This is a genomic window from Pseudomonas sp. 273 (assembly GCF_029201425.1).
Taxonomy (GTDB): Bacteria; Pseudomonadota; Gammaproteobacteria; order Pseudomonadales; family Pseudomonadaceae; genus Pseudomonas; species Pseudomonas delhiensis.
The window spans coordinates 5,814,601-5,830,657 of the sequence record NZ_CP116775.1; the positions used below are offsets into that span (position 1 = coordinate 5,814,601).

General features: G+C 69.4%; 14 protein-coding genes. 5 read left to right on the forward strand and 9 right to left on the reverse strand.

Annotated features, from left to right (window positions below; all coding sequences use genetic code 11):
* From PKO50_RS26550 to PKO50_RS26590, 9 genes are all read right to left on the reverse strand, one after another.
* Complete coding sequence (locus PKO50_RS26550) at nt 1-996, reverse strand: isocitrate/isopropylmalate family dehydrogenase (protein WP_275627703.1); 996 nt, start codon at nt 994-996, stop codon at nt 1-3.
* Nucleotides 997-1,083: 87 nt separating this feature from the next.
* Nucleotides 1,084-1,728 carry a carbonate dehydratase gene (gene can, locus PKO50_RS26555; protein WP_089391184.1) on the reverse strand — a complete coding sequence of 215 codons (645 nt, stop codon included), beginning with the start codon at nt 1,726-1,728 and terminating at the stop codon, nt 1,084-1,086.
* 66 nt (nt 1,729-1,794) lie between these two features.
* Complete coding sequence (locus PKO50_RS26560) at nt 1,795-3,039, reverse strand: C69 family dipeptidase (RefSeq protein WP_275627704.1); 1,245 nt, start codon at nt 3,037-3,039, stop codon at nt 1,795-1,797.
* Between the two features lie 163 nt (nt 3,040-3,202).
* Entirely contained in the window at nt 3,203-3,655 is a 453-nt protein-coding gene (gene rimI, locus PKO50_RS26565) for a ribosomal protein S18-alanine N-acetyltransferase (protein ID WP_009617416.1), read from the reverse strand.
* On the reverse strand, nt 3,652-4,461 hold the full coding sequence (locus PKO50_RS26570) for an energy transducer TonB (RefSeq protein ID WP_109936216.1): 810 nt from the start codon (nt 4,459-4,461) through the stop codon (nt 3,652-3,654). Before PKO50_RS26570 ends, rimI begins: the two co-directional genes overlap by 4 nt.
* A gap of 106 nt (nt 4,462-4,567) precedes the next feature.
* Nucleotides 4,568-5,572 carry a DUF6160 family protein gene (locus tag PKO50_RS26575; protein WP_275627705.1) on the reverse strand — a complete coding sequence of 335 codons (1,005 nt, stop codon included), beginning with the start codon at nt 5,570-5,572 and terminating at the stop codon, nt 4,568-4,570.
* A 58-nt stretch (nt 5,573-5,630) separates the two neighbouring features.
* Nucleotides 5,631-6,176 (reverse strand): DUF6160 family protein, encoded by a 546-nt coding sequence (locus PKO50_RS26580; RefSeq protein ID WP_275627706.1) that lies wholly within the window; start codon nt 6,174-6,176, stop codon nt 5,631-5,633.
* 15 nt (nt 6,177-6,191) lie between these two features.
* Nucleotides 6,192-7,184, reverse strand: a complete 993-nt coding sequence (locus PKO50_RS26585; RefSeq protein ID WP_275630533.1) for a hypothetical protein — start codon at nt 7,182-7,184, stop codon at nt 6,192-6,194.
* A 232-nt stretch (nt 7,185-7,416) separates the two neighbouring features.
* Nucleotides 7,417-8,022 carry a hypothetical protein gene (locus PKO50_RS26590; RefSeq protein WP_109936215.1) on the reverse strand — a complete coding sequence of 202 codons (606 nt, stop codon included), beginning with the start codon at nt 8,020-8,022 and terminating at the stop codon, nt 7,417-7,419.
* Between the two features lie 191 nt (nt 8,023-8,213).
* On the opposite strand from PKO50_RS26590, the gene mksB reads away from it, so the two are divergent.
* From mksB to PKO50_RS26615, 5 genes are all read left to right on the forward strand, one after another.
* Entirely contained in the window at nt 8,214-9,491 is a 1,278-nt protein-coding gene (gene mksB, locus PKO50_RS26595) for an Mks condensin complex protein MksB (RefSeq protein WP_275627707.1), read from the forward strand.
* Nucleotides 9,481-10,215 carry an Mks condensin complex protein MksE gene (gene mksE / locus PKO50_RS26600; RefSeq protein ID WP_275627708.1) on the forward strand — a complete coding sequence of 245 codons (735 nt, stop codon included), beginning with the start codon at nt 9,481-9,483 and terminating at the stop codon, nt 10,213-10,215. The genes mksB and mksE overlap by 11 nt, the downstream gene beginning before the upstream one ends.
* Nucleotides 10,212-13,049, forward strand: a complete 2,838-nt coding sequence (gene mksF / locus PKO50_RS26605; RefSeq protein ID WP_275627709.1) for an Mks condensin complex protein MksF — start codon at nt 10,212-10,214, stop codon at nt 13,047-13,049. The genes mksE and mksF overlap by 4 nt, the downstream gene beginning before the upstream one ends.
* 123 nt (nt 13,050-13,172) lie before the next feature.
* Complete coding sequence (locus PKO50_RS26610; protein WP_275627710.1) at nt 13,173-14,180, forward strand: iron ABC transporter substrate-binding protein; 1,008 nt, start codon at nt 13,173-13,175, stop codon at nt 14,178-14,180.
* Nucleotides 14,180-15,739: an iron ABC transporter permease gene (locus PKO50_RS26615; RefSeq protein ID WP_275627711.1), complete on the forward strand. Its 1,560-nt coding sequence runs from the start codon at nt 14,180-14,182 to the stop codon at nt 15,737-15,739. Before PKO50_RS26610 ends, PKO50_RS26615 begins: the two co-directional genes overlap by 1 nt.
* The last annotated feature ends 318 nt before the right edge of the window (nt 15,740-16,057 follow it).

A 16,057-nucleotide genomic window follows, 5' to 3' on the forward strand; every position in this document is an offset into this window, starting at 1 on the left:
CTAGAGCCGCTGCAGCACGCCCTCGCCCACCACGCGGGTGGTTTCCAGGCCATGGTCGAGATGGCCTTCGTCGCGCAGGAAGCCTTCTACCGCGCGCTCGATGCGCGCGGCGCCGGCTTCGTCGTGCCAGTGGAAACGCAACAGCATGGAGGCACTCAGGATGGCCGCCAGCGGGTTGGCGCGGCCGCTGCCGGCGATGTCGGGGGCGCTGCCGTGGACCGGCTCGGCCAGGGCCAGCCGCTCGCCCAGGTTCAGCGAGGGCGCCAGGGCCAGGCCGCCGCCCCAGTGGCTGGCGAGGTCGGAGAGGATGTCGCCGAACAGGTTGCTGGTGACGATCAGGTCGAAGGCTTCCGGGCGCTCCACCAGTTGCAGGGCGGCCACGTCCACCAGGCGCTCGTCGAGCACGTCGCCCCAGCCTTCGGTCACCAGCAGGTCGCGGCAGGTGTCGCGGAACAGGCCGCAGGTCAGCGGCAATACGTTGGCCTTGTGCACCAGGGTGATGCGCCGCGCCTGGCGCTGCCGGGCGATGCGCGAGGCGGCCTGGGCCAGGCGGGCGCAGGCGGCGCGGCTGATCACCCGCTCGGCGATGGCCACGCCGTCGGCCTCCCAGTGCTCGCGGCCGCTGTACAGGCCTTCGCTGTTCTCGCGCAGGACCAGCAGGTCGACGCCGGCGCGGGGCGACACCACCGGCCAGGTGCGCACCGGGCGCAGGTTGAGGTACAGGCCCAGTTCCTGGCGCAGGCGCAGGATGGCGCTGCGGTAGCCTTCCACCTTGTGGCTGGGCGAGGACACCGCGCCGAACAGCCCGGCCCCGCATGCCCGCAGGGCCTCCAGGGTGGCTTCCGGCACCGAGGTGCCATGGCGCTGGAAGCAGTCCCAGCCCGCCTCGGCCTCGCGCAGGCGCAGCCCGGGCAGCAGCTTCTGCAGCACGGCCACGGCCGCCGGCAGCACCTCGCGGCCGATGCCGTCGCCGGGGATCACGCAGAGTTCACGCATGCTCGTCTCGTCGTGGACAACCTACCCACTATCTTCGGGCCAGCCGGCCCGCCCGGCGAGGCAGGCCGGACGACCGGCAGGGACGGCTCAGAGCTGGCCGATGGGGCGCAGGCGGTACTGCGGCGGCAGTTGGTCCAGGCCACTGACGGTGACGTTGAGGTTCTTCCAGCGGCCGTCCTTGATGCCGTAGATGCAGCCGTGCACCGACAGCGGCTGGCCGCGGTGCCAGGCGTTCTGCACGATGTTGGTGTGGCTGACGTTGGCCACCTGCTGGATGACGTTCAGCTCGCACAGGCGGTCGACGCGCTCTTCCTCGGTGGCGAACTGCGCCAGGTGCTCGCGGTACTCGTAGGCGAGGTCGCGGATGGTCCGCAACCAGCCGTCGATCAGGCCGAACTGCTGGTCCTGCAGCGAGGCGCGCACGCCGCCGCAGCCGTAGTGGCCGGTGACCAGGATGTGCTTCACCTTGAGCACGTCCACCGCGTACTGGATCACCGACAGGCAGTTGAGGTCGGTGTGCAGCACCACGTTGGCGACGTTGCGGTGGACGAACAGGTCGCCGGGCAGCATGCCGACGATCTCGTTGGCCGGCACCCGGGCATCGGAGCAACCGATCCACAGGTACTCGGGGGCCTGCTGGCGCGCCAGTTTGGCGAAGAAATCCGGGTCTTCTCGGTTGATCGCCTCGGCCCAGCGGGCATTGTTCTCGAACAGCTGTTCCAGGTCGCTCATGGTGGCTCCTCCTCTTCGGCTGGCGCACCTTACGTAACGCCGGCGGCCTTTGACAAGCGCTACCGCTCAGGGCGTGGCGTGCTGCCGCCACCAGCGCGGCAGGCGCGGCTCCAGTTGCCCGGCCAGCTGCTGCCAGGCAGCGTGCCAGGCCTCCGCCTCGGCGGCCAGGCGCGCCCAGTCGGGGTTGCGGCGGTCCAGCGCAGCGAGCTGCTCGGCCTCGAGCCAGGCGTGCCCGGCGCGCAGGGCCGCGGCGAACTCGGGGTCCACCAGGGCGCGCCGATGCACCGCCTCGAAGCGGCACCACAGCGCCTGCTCCAGCGGATCGTCGACCTTGCTGAGCAGGCTGGCGCCGGCGGCCGCCTCGAAGCCCAGTGGCTGGAACAGCGACAGGCACGGCGCCGAGGTGCCGGTGGCGGCCAGGCGCGGACCGTCCGGGCCCAGGCGGGCGATGAGGCTGGCGGTGGTCTGCGAGGGGCGCCAGAAGCTGCCGGCGTGCATGCACACCTGGCGGTTGTCGTGGCGGGTGAAGTTGTGGTCGCGCCGGCCATGGTTGCGCAGGGCCACCACCAGGGCCTCCCAGCCGGGCTCGCGCGGGCAGCTGGCGAGGAACTCCTGGTTCAGCCGCCGGCGCTGGTGCGCCCCGGCCACCCAAGGCAGCAGGCGGCCATCGAAGGCGCGGGCGAAGTGGAAGTCGCCGCGGCCGTTCCAGCAACCCAGGCGGCGCGCGTGGGCCGGCAGGTCGTGGCTGCACAGGTCGTACTCGTGGCCGATGCTCAGGGCGTTGGAGATGGCCCAGCGCTGCACCCGCCGGGCGGCCCACAGGCGGCCGGCGGTCTCCAGCACCCAGGCCTCGCCGGCGTCGGCGATGACGAAGCTGTTGTCGTAGCGCAGGCGCTTGTTGCGAAAGCCCGCCGGCCCGCCCTGGCCGTGGCGCTCCAGCAGGCCGGTGATCACCTCCAGGGCCTCGCGCGCGCTGGCGCCGCGCTCCAGGCCCAGGCGTACCAGGTCCATGCCCAGCAGCGCCTCGCCGCCCTGGTCCACCAGGCGGGTGAAGACCGCTTCGTTGCCGATGGCCACGCCATGTTCGTTGACGCCCATTTCCGCGCCCCACAGCCAGCTGGGCTGGCTGAGGATGACGGCATGGCGGTCGGGTACCTGGGGGATCTCCAGGTAGGTGGTGCGCAGCTGCCTGGCCGTATCGCCGTGCACCGCCGGCAGGCGCAGCAGGCGCTGCGGCTCGGAGGGCTCGCGGTCGCTGTTCTTGGCGAACCAGGTGCAGCCGTCGGCGCGCAGGACGAGGGTGTCACACATGGACGCCCTCCTGCCGCGCGCCGGCGGCATGTGAGGCGGGAAGCGGATGACGACGGGCAGGCGCCGCCGCTGCAGCGGTTGGCTTCATGTCGCGACCTTGTTCTTGTTATTGATCGCCCAGCCTACGCCTGTGCGCGGCGGCCGGATATGGCCGGGATGCCGGTCAGTCGAGCAGCGTGCAGGCCATCACCAGGGCGTCCTCGCGCCCGCCCACCGCCGGGTAGTAGCCGCGCCGGCGGCCGATCTCGTTGAAGCCGAAGCGCTCGTACAGGCGGTAGGCGCTCTGGTTGGTCTCGCGCACCTCCAGGAAGCACTCCCGCGCGCCCAGCTCGCCGGCCCGCGCCATCAGGTGCTCGAGCAGGCGCAGGCCGAGGCCGCGGCCCTGGCTCTCCGGCTTCACGGTGATGTTCAGCAGGTGCGCCTCGTCGAGGATGATCTGGATGACGCCGTGGCCGACCTGCTGGGTGCCTTCGAACATCAGCCAGCAGTCGTAGCTCTTCAGGCCGTCGGTGAAGATGCCGCGGGTCCAGGGGTGGCTGAAGGCGGCGTACTCGATCTTGAGCACGGCATCGAGGTCCGCCTCGGTCATCGGGCGGAAGGAAATCGCGTCGGTCATTCTGCGTTCTGGTCCATCCAGCGCTGGCGCACCCGGCGCATGGCGCGCCACAGCTCGCCCTTGAGGGCGGGTTCGTCGCTCAGCCGCTCCAGGCCCGGGATGGCCCAGGCCACGCCGAGCTCCTCGATCTGCAGCTCGCGCAGCAACGCCTCGTCGTCCGCCTCGCCGGCGAAGCGCACGGCGGGCCGGCCGACCAGCCACAGGCAGCGGCACGGGCCGCTGTCTTCCAGGCGCGCGGCGACGAAGCCCTGGACGAATTCGCGGGCCGCCTGCGGCCCCTGGTCCATGTTGCCGCCGGAGAGCAGCGGCCAGCGCACCGGCTCGCCGAGCAGTTGCGGGCTGTCCGGCAGGCCGGCGGCGCGCAGCAGGTCCTTGAGCAGCAGGTAGGCCGGGTCGCGGCTGGCCAGGGGCTCGCCGGTGGGCAGTTCGACCAGCAGCGCACAGGCGCCGGCGCGCAGCAACTGCAGGCTGAAGCGCGGCGGCGGCTCGACCGGCGCGCGTGGCGCAGGCGCCTCGGCTTCGGCAGGCGCCTCGGCGGCCACCGGCGTGCGGGCCTGGGCGGCGGGGCGCGGCACCACCACCGGGATCGACGGCCGGGCCTCGGGGGTGGGCGCCGGCTTCTCCGGCGCGGCGGCCGGCGTGCTGGCGACTTCGGGCGCAACGCTCGGCGCCGGGGCCTGGACGGGCTCCGGCGCTTCCAGCAGCTGCGGGCGCGAAGGCGCGGCGAAGGGCAGCACCACGCGCGGCAGCCAGGAGGCGACCTGCATGGCGCCAAGATAGGCGCGGCGGCGGGCTTCTTCGATCAAGAGTCCTGTACCTGTGGGCATCCTGCGGGCGCAGGGCTAAACGCAACGGAGCGGAATTGTCGCGTGAAACGCGCCCGACGGAAAGGCCGGCCGGCGGATGGGCCGCTCAGCAGCCCTTGTTCATGCCGACGCAGGTGTCCTGGCGGGGGATGCCATTGAAGGCCTGGTTGAAGTCGATGTTGATCGGCGAGACCAGGTTGCCGTTGGCGTCGCGGTACTTGGGCATGTTCATGAAGGCGCCCTTGAGTGCGGTGATCATCTGCCCGGTGTCCATGTCGCGCCACTGCACGTCCTGGCTCTGCAGGGAGATGAAGAAGCCCTTGGCGGCGCCGGCCAGGCCGGCCTGGCTCAGGTCGCCCACCGGCAGCGACTGGAACTGGCTGAGCTTGAAGCAGGTGGTGATGCCGAGGATGGCGCAGCTGTTGGAAGTGAACAGGCCGGTGACGATGTCCGTCCACAGCGGCACGCAGCCGTTGGTGCAGTCCAGTTGCGAGCCGTTGGTCATGCCGGCGTAGGTGCCGCGCACCGGGTCGCTGGCGCCGCCGGAGGTGACCAGGCCGGCATCCGCCTCCACCGTGCTGCTGCGGTAGATGCCCGCCAGGCCGAGCAACAGCTGTTGCCCTACCGTGGCCTTGTTGTAGATGGCGTCGGCAGTGCCCTTGATATGCACCGGAATGTTCCCGGTCAGCGACTGGATGTCGCCGGAAAGCACGCCCTTGGCCTGGTTGAAGCCGATGCGCACGCCGACCATCTTGTTGCCGTCGTAGGCGAACTCGACGTACGGATCGACGATGGTGAAGGGGTTGATCTGCCCGGTCTGGTTGTTCACCGTGCCCAGGGCGAAGTTGTTGATGGAAATGTCCGCGCTGTTGGCGGCTTCGCCGGCGCGGTCGTAGAGGCCGAGCTGCAGCTTGTTCATGTTCAGTTGCGTCTCCACCGTGGCGCCGATGTTCAGCCGGGTGTAGTTGATCCCCGCGGCGGCGTCGGTGGCCAGGTTGATGAAGGCCTGGCCGGTGACGTCGGACAGCTGGCTGTCGCTCAGCGCCCGCAACTCGGCGTTCGCGCCGCCGGCCAGGCACAGCAGCAGGCCGGTCAGCAGCAGGCGCCGCATGGAAAAGAGCCTCATTGGTTTTCCCCCTGGAGCTTGGTCCCGGCCATGCGAGCTCCCCTCATCGTGCCGGGACCTGGAACAGGTTGAGGTTGCCCTGCACGTGCAGCACGCCGTCGACGCGGGCGCTGAGCAGGTCGGTCTGCACCAGGCCCGCATCGGTGCTGCGGGCCTTGTTGGCGCCGGCCAGGGTCATGCTGACGCCGTTGAAGTTGACGTCCTTCAGGCCCACCCGCAGGACCTGGCGGTTGAAGGCGGCACCGTCGCCACCGAAGCCACTGTTGATGGAGAGGATGTCGACCGTGACCTCGTCGAAGCTGAAGGTCCCGCTGATGTTGTCCAGCACCAGGAAGTTGTTGCCGCTGCCCGCCGGCTGGATCGCCACGCGCGCGCCGCAGCCACCCGGGCAGCGGGTGATGCTGGGGGTCTTCTGGACGTTGACCGTGACGCCCAGGCTCAGGCCGTCCTGGCCGACCACCAGGCCGAGGTCGTCGTCCGGCAGAGTGCGCAGCTCGGCCTGCGCGGCCGTGCCGGCCAGCAGCGCCAGCAGCGCGACGGCGCCGGCCCGTGACAGGCGCCTGGTCGGCAGCAGCGGTGGAAGGTTCATCGTGCCGTGCTCCGCTCAGAGGTTGTGGGACGTGACTTTGAGGTAGTTGAAGCTCAGCCCGGACAGCTCGCTGCGCCCCAGGTTGACCCCGCCGGTCGGCACCGCGCCGTAGGAGGCCCGGGTGCCACCGATGTTCAGGTTGTCGATCACCAGGCTGGTGCGCGGCGCGTTGGCGTAGAAGTCCGCCGCGGCTGCCGCGGTCAGCGTGGGCAGCTCCAGGGTGAAGTTGCCGTCGGCGGTCACCGACAGCAGCAGCGGCTGGGACTTGCCGTAGCCCAGGGCGACGCTGGCGTAGGCGTTGGTCAGGTAGACGCTGCGCGCGGCCTTCTCCGCCGCGCTGGCACAGCTGGCGTTGCCCGCGGCGCAGGAAAGGATGTCCAGGGTCTTGGCATAGAGGTTCAGGCGCAGTTCGCCGACCAGTTGGCTGCGCGCGCTGGAGCCCCACAGGCGCAGGTAGCTGCCGTCCATCGCCAGGTCCTGGAAGTCCAGGGCCAGCACGTCGGTGCGGGTGCCGCCGCTGACCGGCACGGTGAAGTCGAAGCGCGCCCCCAGGTCGACCTTCTCGCTGGCGCGGCTCGAACAGCCGTTGCCGGCGCCGGCGAAGCCGCTGATGCAGGGCTGCCCGGCGTTGTTGGCGATCAGCGGCGGGAAGGCCAGCTCGAGCACGTCGGCGTCGCTGGGCAGGGTGTTGACCACGCGGCCGTCGTTGAGCTGGGTGGTGAGTACCGAACCCTTGGCCAGGTTGAGCTTGAAGGGATAGGTCAGGCGGCCGATGGTGACCGGCTGCAGGTTGCTGCCGTGGTTGCTGCCGGTGGCCCCCAGGTAGAGGTTGCGCACCGCGATGGACACGTCCTTGCCGTTGGGGTCCTTCAGCCCGGTGACGGTGGTAGTGGCCTTGCTGCCGTCGATCATGGCGTTGTCCACCACGAAGCCGATGCCGGCACCCTGCACGTCGGATAGCTGATCGTCGTCCAGGGCGACCATGTCGGCATGCGCCGCCAGGGCCATCCAGGCAAGGCAGGCGCCCGTCGCCAGCGCAAGGCGGGTGGGGCGCGGAAGGCTGATACGGCTGCTGGCCATGGCCACCTCTTGTTCTTTTCTCGTTCGCCGATCCAGGGACAAAAGCCCTGTCTGCCACTATAGGGAGCCGTCGGCCCTTGCGGCCCGACCCATAGTCGAGAATCGCCTGCTGGCAGCTGGCCGCCGTGTTACCCAAGGTCACACCGGCGTAACAACCCCGTCAGCCGTGGCGGAACAGCCCGATCAGGTGCTCGGCGATGGCGCCCTTGATGGCCTCAAGGTTCAGCCGCGACTGCGCCTGCAGCTTGGCGCTGTTGAGCCGGTGCAGGTGCAGCGAGGGCATGCGCGCCTCGTACTCGCGCAGGTCGCCCTTGACCAGCACCGGCAGGAAGGGCTCGTCGCGCATGCGGTAGCGGCGGATCAGCAGCTTCAGGCCGTCCTGGAACGGCAGCTCGGCGGAGCCCACCAGGCGGTGTTCGCCGGGGATCTTCAGGTACAGGCCGCGGTGGCCCATGGTTTCACCGGGCAGGATGTGGATGCCGGTGGGCTCCACGGCGCCGGCGGGGATGTCGTGGAAGGTGTCGAACCAGGCCTGCTCGTTGGGCAGGATGGTGATGCCGCCCTCCTGGCTCTCCGGGATCACGAAGCTGTAGTTGCTGTAGAGCTTTTCCACGTAGGAGGAGTAGATGCACAGGCGGTTCTCGAAGCGCCTGAGGAAATCGATGGCCTCGCTGCGGTCGGTGATGGCGTCCAGGTCCCAGTCCAGGTCATCCTGGCGCTCCAGTTCGGCCCAGCGGGCCTTGGCGAGTGCGGCGTCGTAAGTCATGGCGGCAATTGGCTATTGGCTGAGAGCCAACTGGCAGAAAACATGCCAGCAATTTCAGGGGGTTAACGCCAGTTTTCAGGGCCATGGCGGCACCCCGCACGGCGTAAACTGCCGCGTTTCGTCACCCCTTCCGCCGCGGGCGGACCTTTGCAGTACAATCGCCCCCTTTACCCGTCACCTGCGGTTACCCGATGATCGACCCCCGACGCGTACTGCGCGCCCTCGCCGAACACTGGGCCCTGCTGGAGCCGCTCTGCGAGCGCTTCGACAGCGGCACCCTGAGCCTGGCCGAGCTGCGCCTGCAACTCACGGCGCAGCTGCCCGAAGGCAGCCCGGCGGACGTCACCGCCCTGCTCGACCAGTGGATCCGCCTGGACATCCTGGTGCCGGTGGCCAAGAGCCCCAACCGCTTCGAGCTGAACGCCCAGATCCACGACTTCCTCGCCTACCTGCGCCACGAGCACCGCCTGGGCCTGTGCCTGGAGATCGAGGCCTACCTGCGCCACCTGGAACGCCTGGCCGGCTACATCCGCGACGCCTTCGAGGTGCGCGACGGCAACGACCTGGCGCGCCAGCTGCGGCTGCTCGACATGCGCGTGCGCGACGTGCTGAAGAAGCTGGCCAACGACGAACAGGCGCTGATCGCCGTGGCCGAGCGGGCCAAGACCAGCGACCGGCAGATTCCCCTGCGCCAGCGCTACGCCGAGGTCCTGGCGACCTGGGACGAATACGTCGAGCCGATGATCCAGCTGGTTTCCGCCGACGGCGCCTTCGAGCAGGGCGTGCGCCGCGTCGAGCAGGTGCTGCTGCGCCTGCTGGGCGAACAGCAGCGCCTCGGCCAGCTGGTGGACGACGACCAGTTGCTGCGCACCCACGCGCGCATCCTGGAGATGCAGACCACCGCCCAGCTCACCCTGCGCCGCGCCCGCGAACTGCTGCTGCCGCTGCGCGAGGAAGCCCGTAGGCACAACGCCATCACCCGTGGCGCCGCCCTGGCCCTGTCGGTGATCCGCCGCAAGGGCATCGAAGCCGTGCCGCAGGCCTCCATGCCGCTGTTCACCCGGCCGCAGAGCACCTTCCTCGGCAGCGCCTCGCAGGTGGAAAGCTACGTCTTCGCCCTGGCCCGCTTCGAGCCCAAGCCGGCGCACTTCCCCAAGGCCAGCGGCAAACGCGGCGGCGACGGCCCGCGCGCCGCGCCGCGCACCGCGCGGGAGATGCTCGAGCGCTGCCAGGCCGCCCTGCCGCTGCCGGACCTGATGGTCTGGCTGCTGGAGCAGGAGCCCGAAGGCGCCACCGACGAGCTGCTCTACTGGTTCTCGCGCCTGTCGCGCGACGGCCGCTTCCAGCGCGAGCGCCTGGAGCGCCGCGACTACGATACCGCCCAGCACAGCGTCAGCCTGTGCTCCTTCGCCCTGCTGGCCGCCCAGAGCGGCAAGGGCGACAAAGCGAGCGAAACCCATGCAGATTAATCTTTCCGAACTGACCCAGCTCGGGCCCATCTTCCGCGAGCTGTTCAAGGGCTTCCACATCAGCCGCCGCGACCCCGAGCTGTACAGCCAGCTGTCCAACCAGCAGGACCAGTACCGCGCGCTGTTCCGCTCGCTGGGCTTCGAGCTGGTCTGCGACACCCGCGGCTTCTACTACTTCGTGCCGGAGCAGGTCGGCGCCCAGGTCAACAAGACCGCCCAGCGCCTGGCGCTGTTCACCTTCATCCTGGTGGAGCACCTGGCCGACCAGGGCCGCGACCCGCTGGCCGTGCTCGACGGCGGCAGCATCGGCCGCGACGAGCTGCCGCCGCTGCTGGAGAAATACCGCGACCTGTTCCTGCAGGCCGAAGTGACCACCCAGGAAGAACTGGAAGAGAAGGTCATGCGGCGCATGACCCAGCTCGGCTTCGCCGCCGAGGACAACGGCGTGTACCGCTTCCTGCCACCGATGCACCGCTTCCTCGACGTCTGCCTGTCGGTGCAGCAGGACCGCGACCTGGCCGCCAGCCTGCACGCCAAGGACCTGGCCTACGTCGCCCCGGCCCTGGCCGAGGAAGACGAAGAGCCCATCGTCAGCCTGGAAGAGCCCTGCGAGCCGGCGCCGCTGCTGGCCGAAACCGCCGCGGTTGAAGCCGGGGAAAGCGAGGAAGACGCCCTCGCCCGCGCCATCGCCGAAGAACAAGCCGACATGGAGGCCCAGGCATGACCCAGGAACGCTACGGCATTCGCCGCTTCGCCCTGCTCAACACCGCCGGCTACAGCCTCGGCATCTTCCCCCTGGAACAGCCGCTGTCGGTGTACGGCGCCAACAACCTCGGCAAGTCGGCGTCGATCAACGCGCTGCAATTCCCGATCCTGGCGCGCATGTCGGACATGAGCTTCGGCAAGTACAGCCTGGAAGCCTCGCGCAAGTTCTACTTCGCCACCGACACCAGCTACATCCTCATCGAGCTGGAACTGCCCCACGGCCGCCACGTCATCGGCTGCGGCGGGCGCGGCCCGGGCGGCGGCTTCGGCCACCAGTTCTTCGCCTACCAGGGCGAGCTGGACCTGGAGCACTACCAGAAGAACGGCACCTGCCTGCGCCTGCGCGAGCTGTACGCCAGCCTCGAACGCGCCGGGCTGAAGGCCTACGAACTCAAGCCCGACGAACTGCGCCGGCTGCTGGTCGGCGGGCACACCTCGGTGCCGCTGGACCTGACGCTGATCCCGCTGCGCTCCACCAGCGAACAGAGCCTGAAGACCTTCCGCTCGCTGTTCATCAACCTGCTGCACATGCGCGAGATCACCGCGGCCAAGCTCAAGCAGCTGTTCCTCGACGCCTTCGAGCACAGCCTGCGCTCGGGCAGCGTCGACTACATCGCCGCCTGCGAGGAAGCCTTCCGCGACGTGCGCCGCATGGAAGGCGACTACCAGGCCCTGGTGGCCGCCGGCCCGCTGGTCGAGGCACTGGCCAACGGCGTGCAGCAGCGCGAATTCCTGCGCGGCAAGATGCACCGCCTCTCGCCGCTGCTCGACAACCTGCTGGGCACCTGGGAAGACTACGCCGGGGCACGCAAGGAAGAGCTGGTGATCCAGGCCGAGCACTACCGCAACGAGCAGGACGGCCTGCAGAACGAACAGCGCGGCGGCACCGCCGAACTGATGCGCCTGGAGCGCGAGATCAGCGAGATCCAGCGCTGGATGGGCGAGCTGGCGGTACTGAAGAACCGCTTCGCGCTGGTCGAGGACGCCAAGATTCTCGAGCAGCAGTTGCTCGCCGCCAAGGACGCCCACGACGAACTGGCCGGCGCCCTGGCGCACTCGCGGCAGTTCACCAGCGAGGACCTCGACGAGCGCGTGCGCGACCTGGAGAAGCGCGTGAAAAGCGTGCGCCAGCAGCTCGAACACGCCGACAACAACAGCTACGCCCGCCTGCGCGAAGAGTTCTCGCAGCAGGACGTGGAACGCCTGATGCGCCTGTTCAACGGCGCGCTGTTCAGCCTGCCGCTGGGCGACAAGGGCGTGAGCCTGGACGAGGACGGCCAGTGGGTCGGCAGCGTCGAGAAAATACTCGACGCCTTCAAGGGCGAGCGCTTCGAAGTGCCGGGCCTGTCCATCGACCTCTCACACATCGAGCCGCCGGCGCTGCAGGCCCTGGCCGACCGCGCCGCCCTGCGCGACCAGAAGGAACGCCTGGAGAAAGAGCTCAAGCAGCTCAAGACCCAGCAGGCCGTGGCCGCCGACCGCCACGCCAGCAAGGCCCAGGCCGACAAGCTGTACCAGGAGGTGCTGGACGCGCAGAAGGCCCTGGAAGACTACCGCCGCAGCCAGACCCTGAGCGCCGAGGAGCCGGCCAAGCTGGAAACCCTGGCGCAGCTGGAAGCCACCCAGGACGAGCTGAAACGCTCGGCCGACGCCTTCACCGAACGCGTCCAGCAGCTGTCCGCCAAGCTGCAGCTGGTGGGCCGCCAACTGGCCGACCTGGAAGCCAAGCAGCGCACCCTCGACGACGCCCTGCGCCGCCGCCAGCTGCTGCCCGCCGACCTGCCGTTCGGCACGCCGTTCATGGAGCCGGTGGACGACTCCCTGGACAACCTGCTGCCGCTGCTCAACGACTACCAGGACACCTGGCAGCAACTGCAGCGCATCGACGGCCAGATCGAAGCGCTGTACGCCCAGGTGCGCCTGAAGGGCGTAGCCAAGTTCGACAGCGAGGACGACCCCGAGCGCCGCCTGCAGCTGCTGATCAACGCCTACGCGCACCGCACCGACGAAGCCCTGACCCTGGCCAAGGCGCGGCGTGCGGCGGTGACCGACATCGCCCGCACCCTGCGCAACATCCGCAGCGACTACGACAACCTGGAACACCAGCTGGCGCTGTTCAACCGCGAGATCAACAAGCGCCAGGTCTCCAACCTGCAGAGCTTCCGCATCGTGCTGGCGCCGAACAAGGACGCCCTCAAGCACATCGACCAGATCATCCACAGCGCCGGCCAATACGAGGAAGGCGAGAACCTCTCGGTGTTCGACCTGACCCAGAGCGCCGAGCAGGATGCGAAGAACGAGGAAGCCAAGGACTACCTGTCGCGCCTGGTGGCGGCGAACAACAACCAGTTGGGCCTGAAGGACCTGTTCGAGCTGGCGTTCGAGATCACCAAGGTCGGCGGCCAGCCGATCGTCCACACCGACATCGACGGCGCCGCCTCCAACGGCACCACCATGACCATCAAGGCGCTGACCAACATGTACCTGTTGCTGCACCTGATGGACCGCGAGCAGGCCGGGCGCATCCGCCTGCCCTACTACCTCGACGAGGCCGCCGACATCGACGAGCGCAACCAGGCCGCGCTGCTGGAGACCAGCCTGCAGCTGGGCTTCGTGCCCATCCTGGCGAGCGTCAAGCCGCAGGTGTCGGCGCAGGTGGCCATCGACCTGGAAGGCGGCAGCGGGCCCAGCGGCATCTACATCGACGAGGCGGACTGGAAGTTCATCCGCCGCCGCGAACTCGCCGTCGACCGCCCCGCCACCGAGGCCGAGGAGGCCGCGGAACCGGCCTGACCGCCCGCCGCCGCCGGCACGCAACCGGCGGCGGTGTTCATGAGCAAGCTATGGAGTTTGGCCGGAAAGGCCAGGTTACATATAATGGCTTGCATTCTCATTGGCGACACCACGGGAGTTTCCATGTCTGTTCGTCTGCTCGCCGGCGTCAAGGGCGCTGTCCTGGCCTGCCTGCTCGGCGGCCTGTCTCTGCATGCCGCGGCCGATCCGGTCACCCTCACCCTGTACAACGGCCAGCACGCCGCCACCGGCATCGCCATCGCCAAGGCCTTCACCGACAAGACCGGCATCCCGGTGAAGATCCGCAAGGGCGGCGATGGCCAGTTGGCCAGCCAGATCACCGAGGAAGGCGCGCGCTCGCCGGCCGACGTCATCTACACCGAGGAATCGCCGCCGCTGATGCGCCTGTCCGGCGCCGGCCTGCTGGCCCCGCTGGACGCCGGCACCCTGGCCCTGGTCGAGGCGCAGAACGCCGGCGGCAAGGGCGACTGGGTGGGCATCACCGCGCGCGCCCGGGTGCTGGCCTACAACCCGAAGAAGATCGACGAGAAGGACCTGCCCAGGAGCCTGATGGACCTGTCCGACCCGCAGTGGTCCGGGCGCTTCGGCTTCGTCCCCACCAGCGGCGCCTTCCTCGAGCAGGTCTCGGCCGTGATCAAGCTCAAGGGCCGCGACGCCGCCGAGGACTGGCTGACCGGGCTGAAGGCCTTCGGCGCCATCTACACCAACAACGTCACCGCCATGAAAGCCGTGGAGAACGGCGAGGTCGACATGGCGCTGATCAACAACTACTACTGGTACACCCTGAAGAAGGAGAAGGGCGAACTGAACTCGCGCCTGTACTTCTTCGGCAACCAGGACCCGGGCGCGCTGGTCACCGTCTCCGGCGCCGCCGTGCTCAAGTCCAGCCAGCACCCGAAGGAGGCCCAGCAGTTCGTCGCCTTCATGCTCAGCGAAGAGGGCCAGAAGGCCATCCTCAGCCAGTCCGCCGAGTACCCGCTGCGCAAGGGCATGCAGGCCGACCCGCAGCTCAAGCCGTTCGCCGAGCTGAACCCGCCGCAGCTCAGCCCCGCCGACATGGGTGAGGCCAAGGACGCGCTCGACCTTGAACGCGACGTCGGCCTGAACTGATGTCCATCGCCGCGCCCGTGGTCCAGGCCCGCGGCGGCCACGGGCGCAAGGCGCCGCTGTGGCTGCTGCCGCCGGTCGTCCTGCTCGCCCTGCTGGCGGCGCTGCCGCTGTTCTACGTCGCGGCCAAGGCCTGGGACTCGGGCTGGCACATGGCCTGGGAACTGCTCTGGCGGCCCTACGTGTTCCGCCTGTTCGGCAACACCCTCAAGCTGCTGGTGCTGGTCACCCTGGCCAGCGCCCTGCTCGGCCTGGCCTGCGCCTGGCTGGTGGAGCGCAGCGACCTGCCCGGGCGGCGCTACTGGAACGTGCTGCTGTGCCTGCCGTTCGCCATCCCCTCCTTCGTCAGCAGCTTCACCTGGGTGTCGCTGAGCCCGGCCTACGAGGGCCTGGGCGGCGCGGTGCTGGTCATGGCCATGTCCAAGTACCCGCTGGTGTACCTGCCGCTGGCGGCCACCCTGCGCAACCTCGACCCGTCGCTGGAGGAAAGCGCGCGCATGCTCGGCGTGTCGCGCCGCCAGGTGTTCTGGCGGGTGACCCTGCCGCTGCTGCGCCCGACGCTGGCGGCCACCAGCCTGCTGGTGGCGCTGCACATGCTGGTGGAGTTCGGCGCGCTGTCGATCCTGCGCTTCCAGACCTTCACCACGGCGATCTACCAGGAATTCGAACTGGAATTCAGCAACGCCACCGCGGCCATGCTCTCCTCGGTGCTGCTGGCGCTGTGCTTCCTGCTGCTGTGGCTGGAACTGCGCATGCGCGGCCGCGGCCGCCTGGTGCGCACCGGCCAGGGCAGCGCGCGGCAGGCCGGGCGGGTGCGCCTGGGCGCCTGGAAATGGCCGCTGCAGCTGCTGCTGGTAGCACTGGTGGTGGTCGGCACCGGCATCCCCATGGCCATGCTCGGCTACTGGCTGCTCACCGGCGCCTCGGCGGCCTTCCCGCTGCTGGAGATCGGCCAGGCGCTGCTGTCGTCGCTGTCGCTGTCCTTCGGCGGCGCCCTGCTCGGCTGCCTGCTGGCGCTGCCGGTGAGCTTCCTGGTGGTGCGCTACCCCGGGCCGCTGGCGCGCTGGGCGCAACGCCTGCCCTACCTGCTGCAGGCCCTGCCGGGGCTGGTGATCGCCCTGTCGCTGGTGTACTTCGCCCTGCACTACGTCCCGGACCTGTACCAGACCAGCGCCCTGCTGCTGATCGCCTACGCCCTGCTGTTCCTGCCCCTGGCCCAGGCGCCGATCCGCGTGGCCCTGGAAAAGGCCTCGCCGCAACTGGAGGAAGCCGCCCGCACCCTCGGCCAGACGCCGCTGCGCGCCTTCCTGCGCATCACCCTGCCGATCATCTCCCCGGCCATGGGCGCGGGCTTCGTGCTGGTGTTCCTCGACAGCATGAAGGAACTGACCGCCACCCTGGTGCTAGGCCCCACCGGGCTGACGACCCTGGCCACTGCGGTGTGGGTGCATACCTCGACGCTGGAATACGCGGCGGCGGCGCCCTATGCGGCGCTGCTGATCCTGATCTCGGGGGTGCCGGTGTACCTGCTGACCACCCGGGCGGCGCGCAGTAGCCGCTGAGGCGCCAGGCTTTTCGTAGGAGCGAGGGGGCGCCTGGCTCTAGCTCGCGAAAGGTATCATCCCGAAGAGCACCCTCTCCCCAACCCTCTCCCTGAAGGGAGAGGGGGCTTGTCCGTGCCGAGAGAAGATCCGGTTCCAGCCGGCAGTTTTGGGTGTTGCCGGCTGACTCCAGAACACCAGCGTCTGCCCAACGGTCCCCTCTCCCTTCAGGGAGAGGGTTAGGGAGAGGGAAAGGAGCCAGACCCAAGCACCGAAGCCACCGGTGAACACGATTCGCGAGCAAGCTCGCTCCTACAAAAAGCCCAAGGCCCCAAAAGG

What these genes read in the sequence shown, in the direction of transcription:
- mksF (WP_275627709.1), top strand. Translation starts at nt 10,212, where the DNA reads ATGACCCAGGAACGCTACGGCATTCGCCGCTTCGCCCTGCTCAACACC.
- can (WP_089391184.1), bottom strand. Translation starts at nt 1,728, where the DNA reads ATGAGCGACCTGGAACAGCTGTTCGAGAACAATGCCCGCTGGGCCGAG.
- PKO50_RS26615 (WP_275627711.1), top strand. Translation starts at nt 14,180, where the DNA reads ATGTCCATCGCCGCGCCCGTGGTCCAGGCCCGCGGCGGCCACGGGCGC.
- PKO50_RS26560 (WP_275627704.1), bottom strand. Translation starts at nt 3,039, where the DNA reads ATGTGTGACACCCTCGTCCTGCGCGCCGACGGCTGCACCTGGTTCGCC.
- PKO50_RS26590 (WP_109936215.1), bottom strand. Translation starts at nt 8,022, where the DNA reads ATGACTTACGACGCCGCACTCGCCAAGGCCCGCTGGGCCGAACTGGAG.
- mksE (WP_275627708.1), top strand. Translation starts at nt 9,481, where the DNA reads ATGCAGATTAATCTTTCCGAACTGACCCAGCTCGGGCCCATCTTCCGC.
- PKO50_RS26550 (WP_275627703.1), bottom strand. Translation starts at nt 996, where the DNA reads ATGCGTGAACTCTGCGTGATCCCCGGCGACGGCATCGGCCGCGAGGTG.
- mksB (WP_275627707.1), top strand. Translation starts at nt 8,214, where the DNA reads ATGATCGACCCCCGACGCGTACTGCGCGCCCTCGCCGAACACTGGGCC.
- PKO50_RS26580 (WP_275627706.1), bottom strand. Translation starts at nt 6,176, where the DNA reads ATGAACCTTCCACCGCTGCTGCCGACCAGGCGCCTGTCACGGGCCGGC.
- PKO50_RS26585 (WP_275630533.1), bottom strand. Translation starts at nt 7,184, where the DNA reads ATGGCCCTGGCGGCGCATGCCGACATGGTCGCCCTGGACGACGATCAG.
- PKO50_RS26575 (WP_275627705.1), bottom strand. Translation starts at nt 5,572, where the DNA reads ATGCGGCGCCTGCTGCTGACCGGCCTGCTGCTGTGCCTGGCCGGCGGC.
- rimI (WP_009617416.1), bottom strand. Translation starts at nt 3,655, where the DNA reads ATGACCGACGCGATTTCCTTCCGCCCGATGACCGAGGCGGACCTCGAT.
- PKO50_RS26610 (WP_275627710.1), top strand. Translation starts at nt 13,173, where the DNA reads ATGTCTGTTCGTCTGCTCGCCGGCGTCAAGGGCGCTGTCCTGGCCTGC.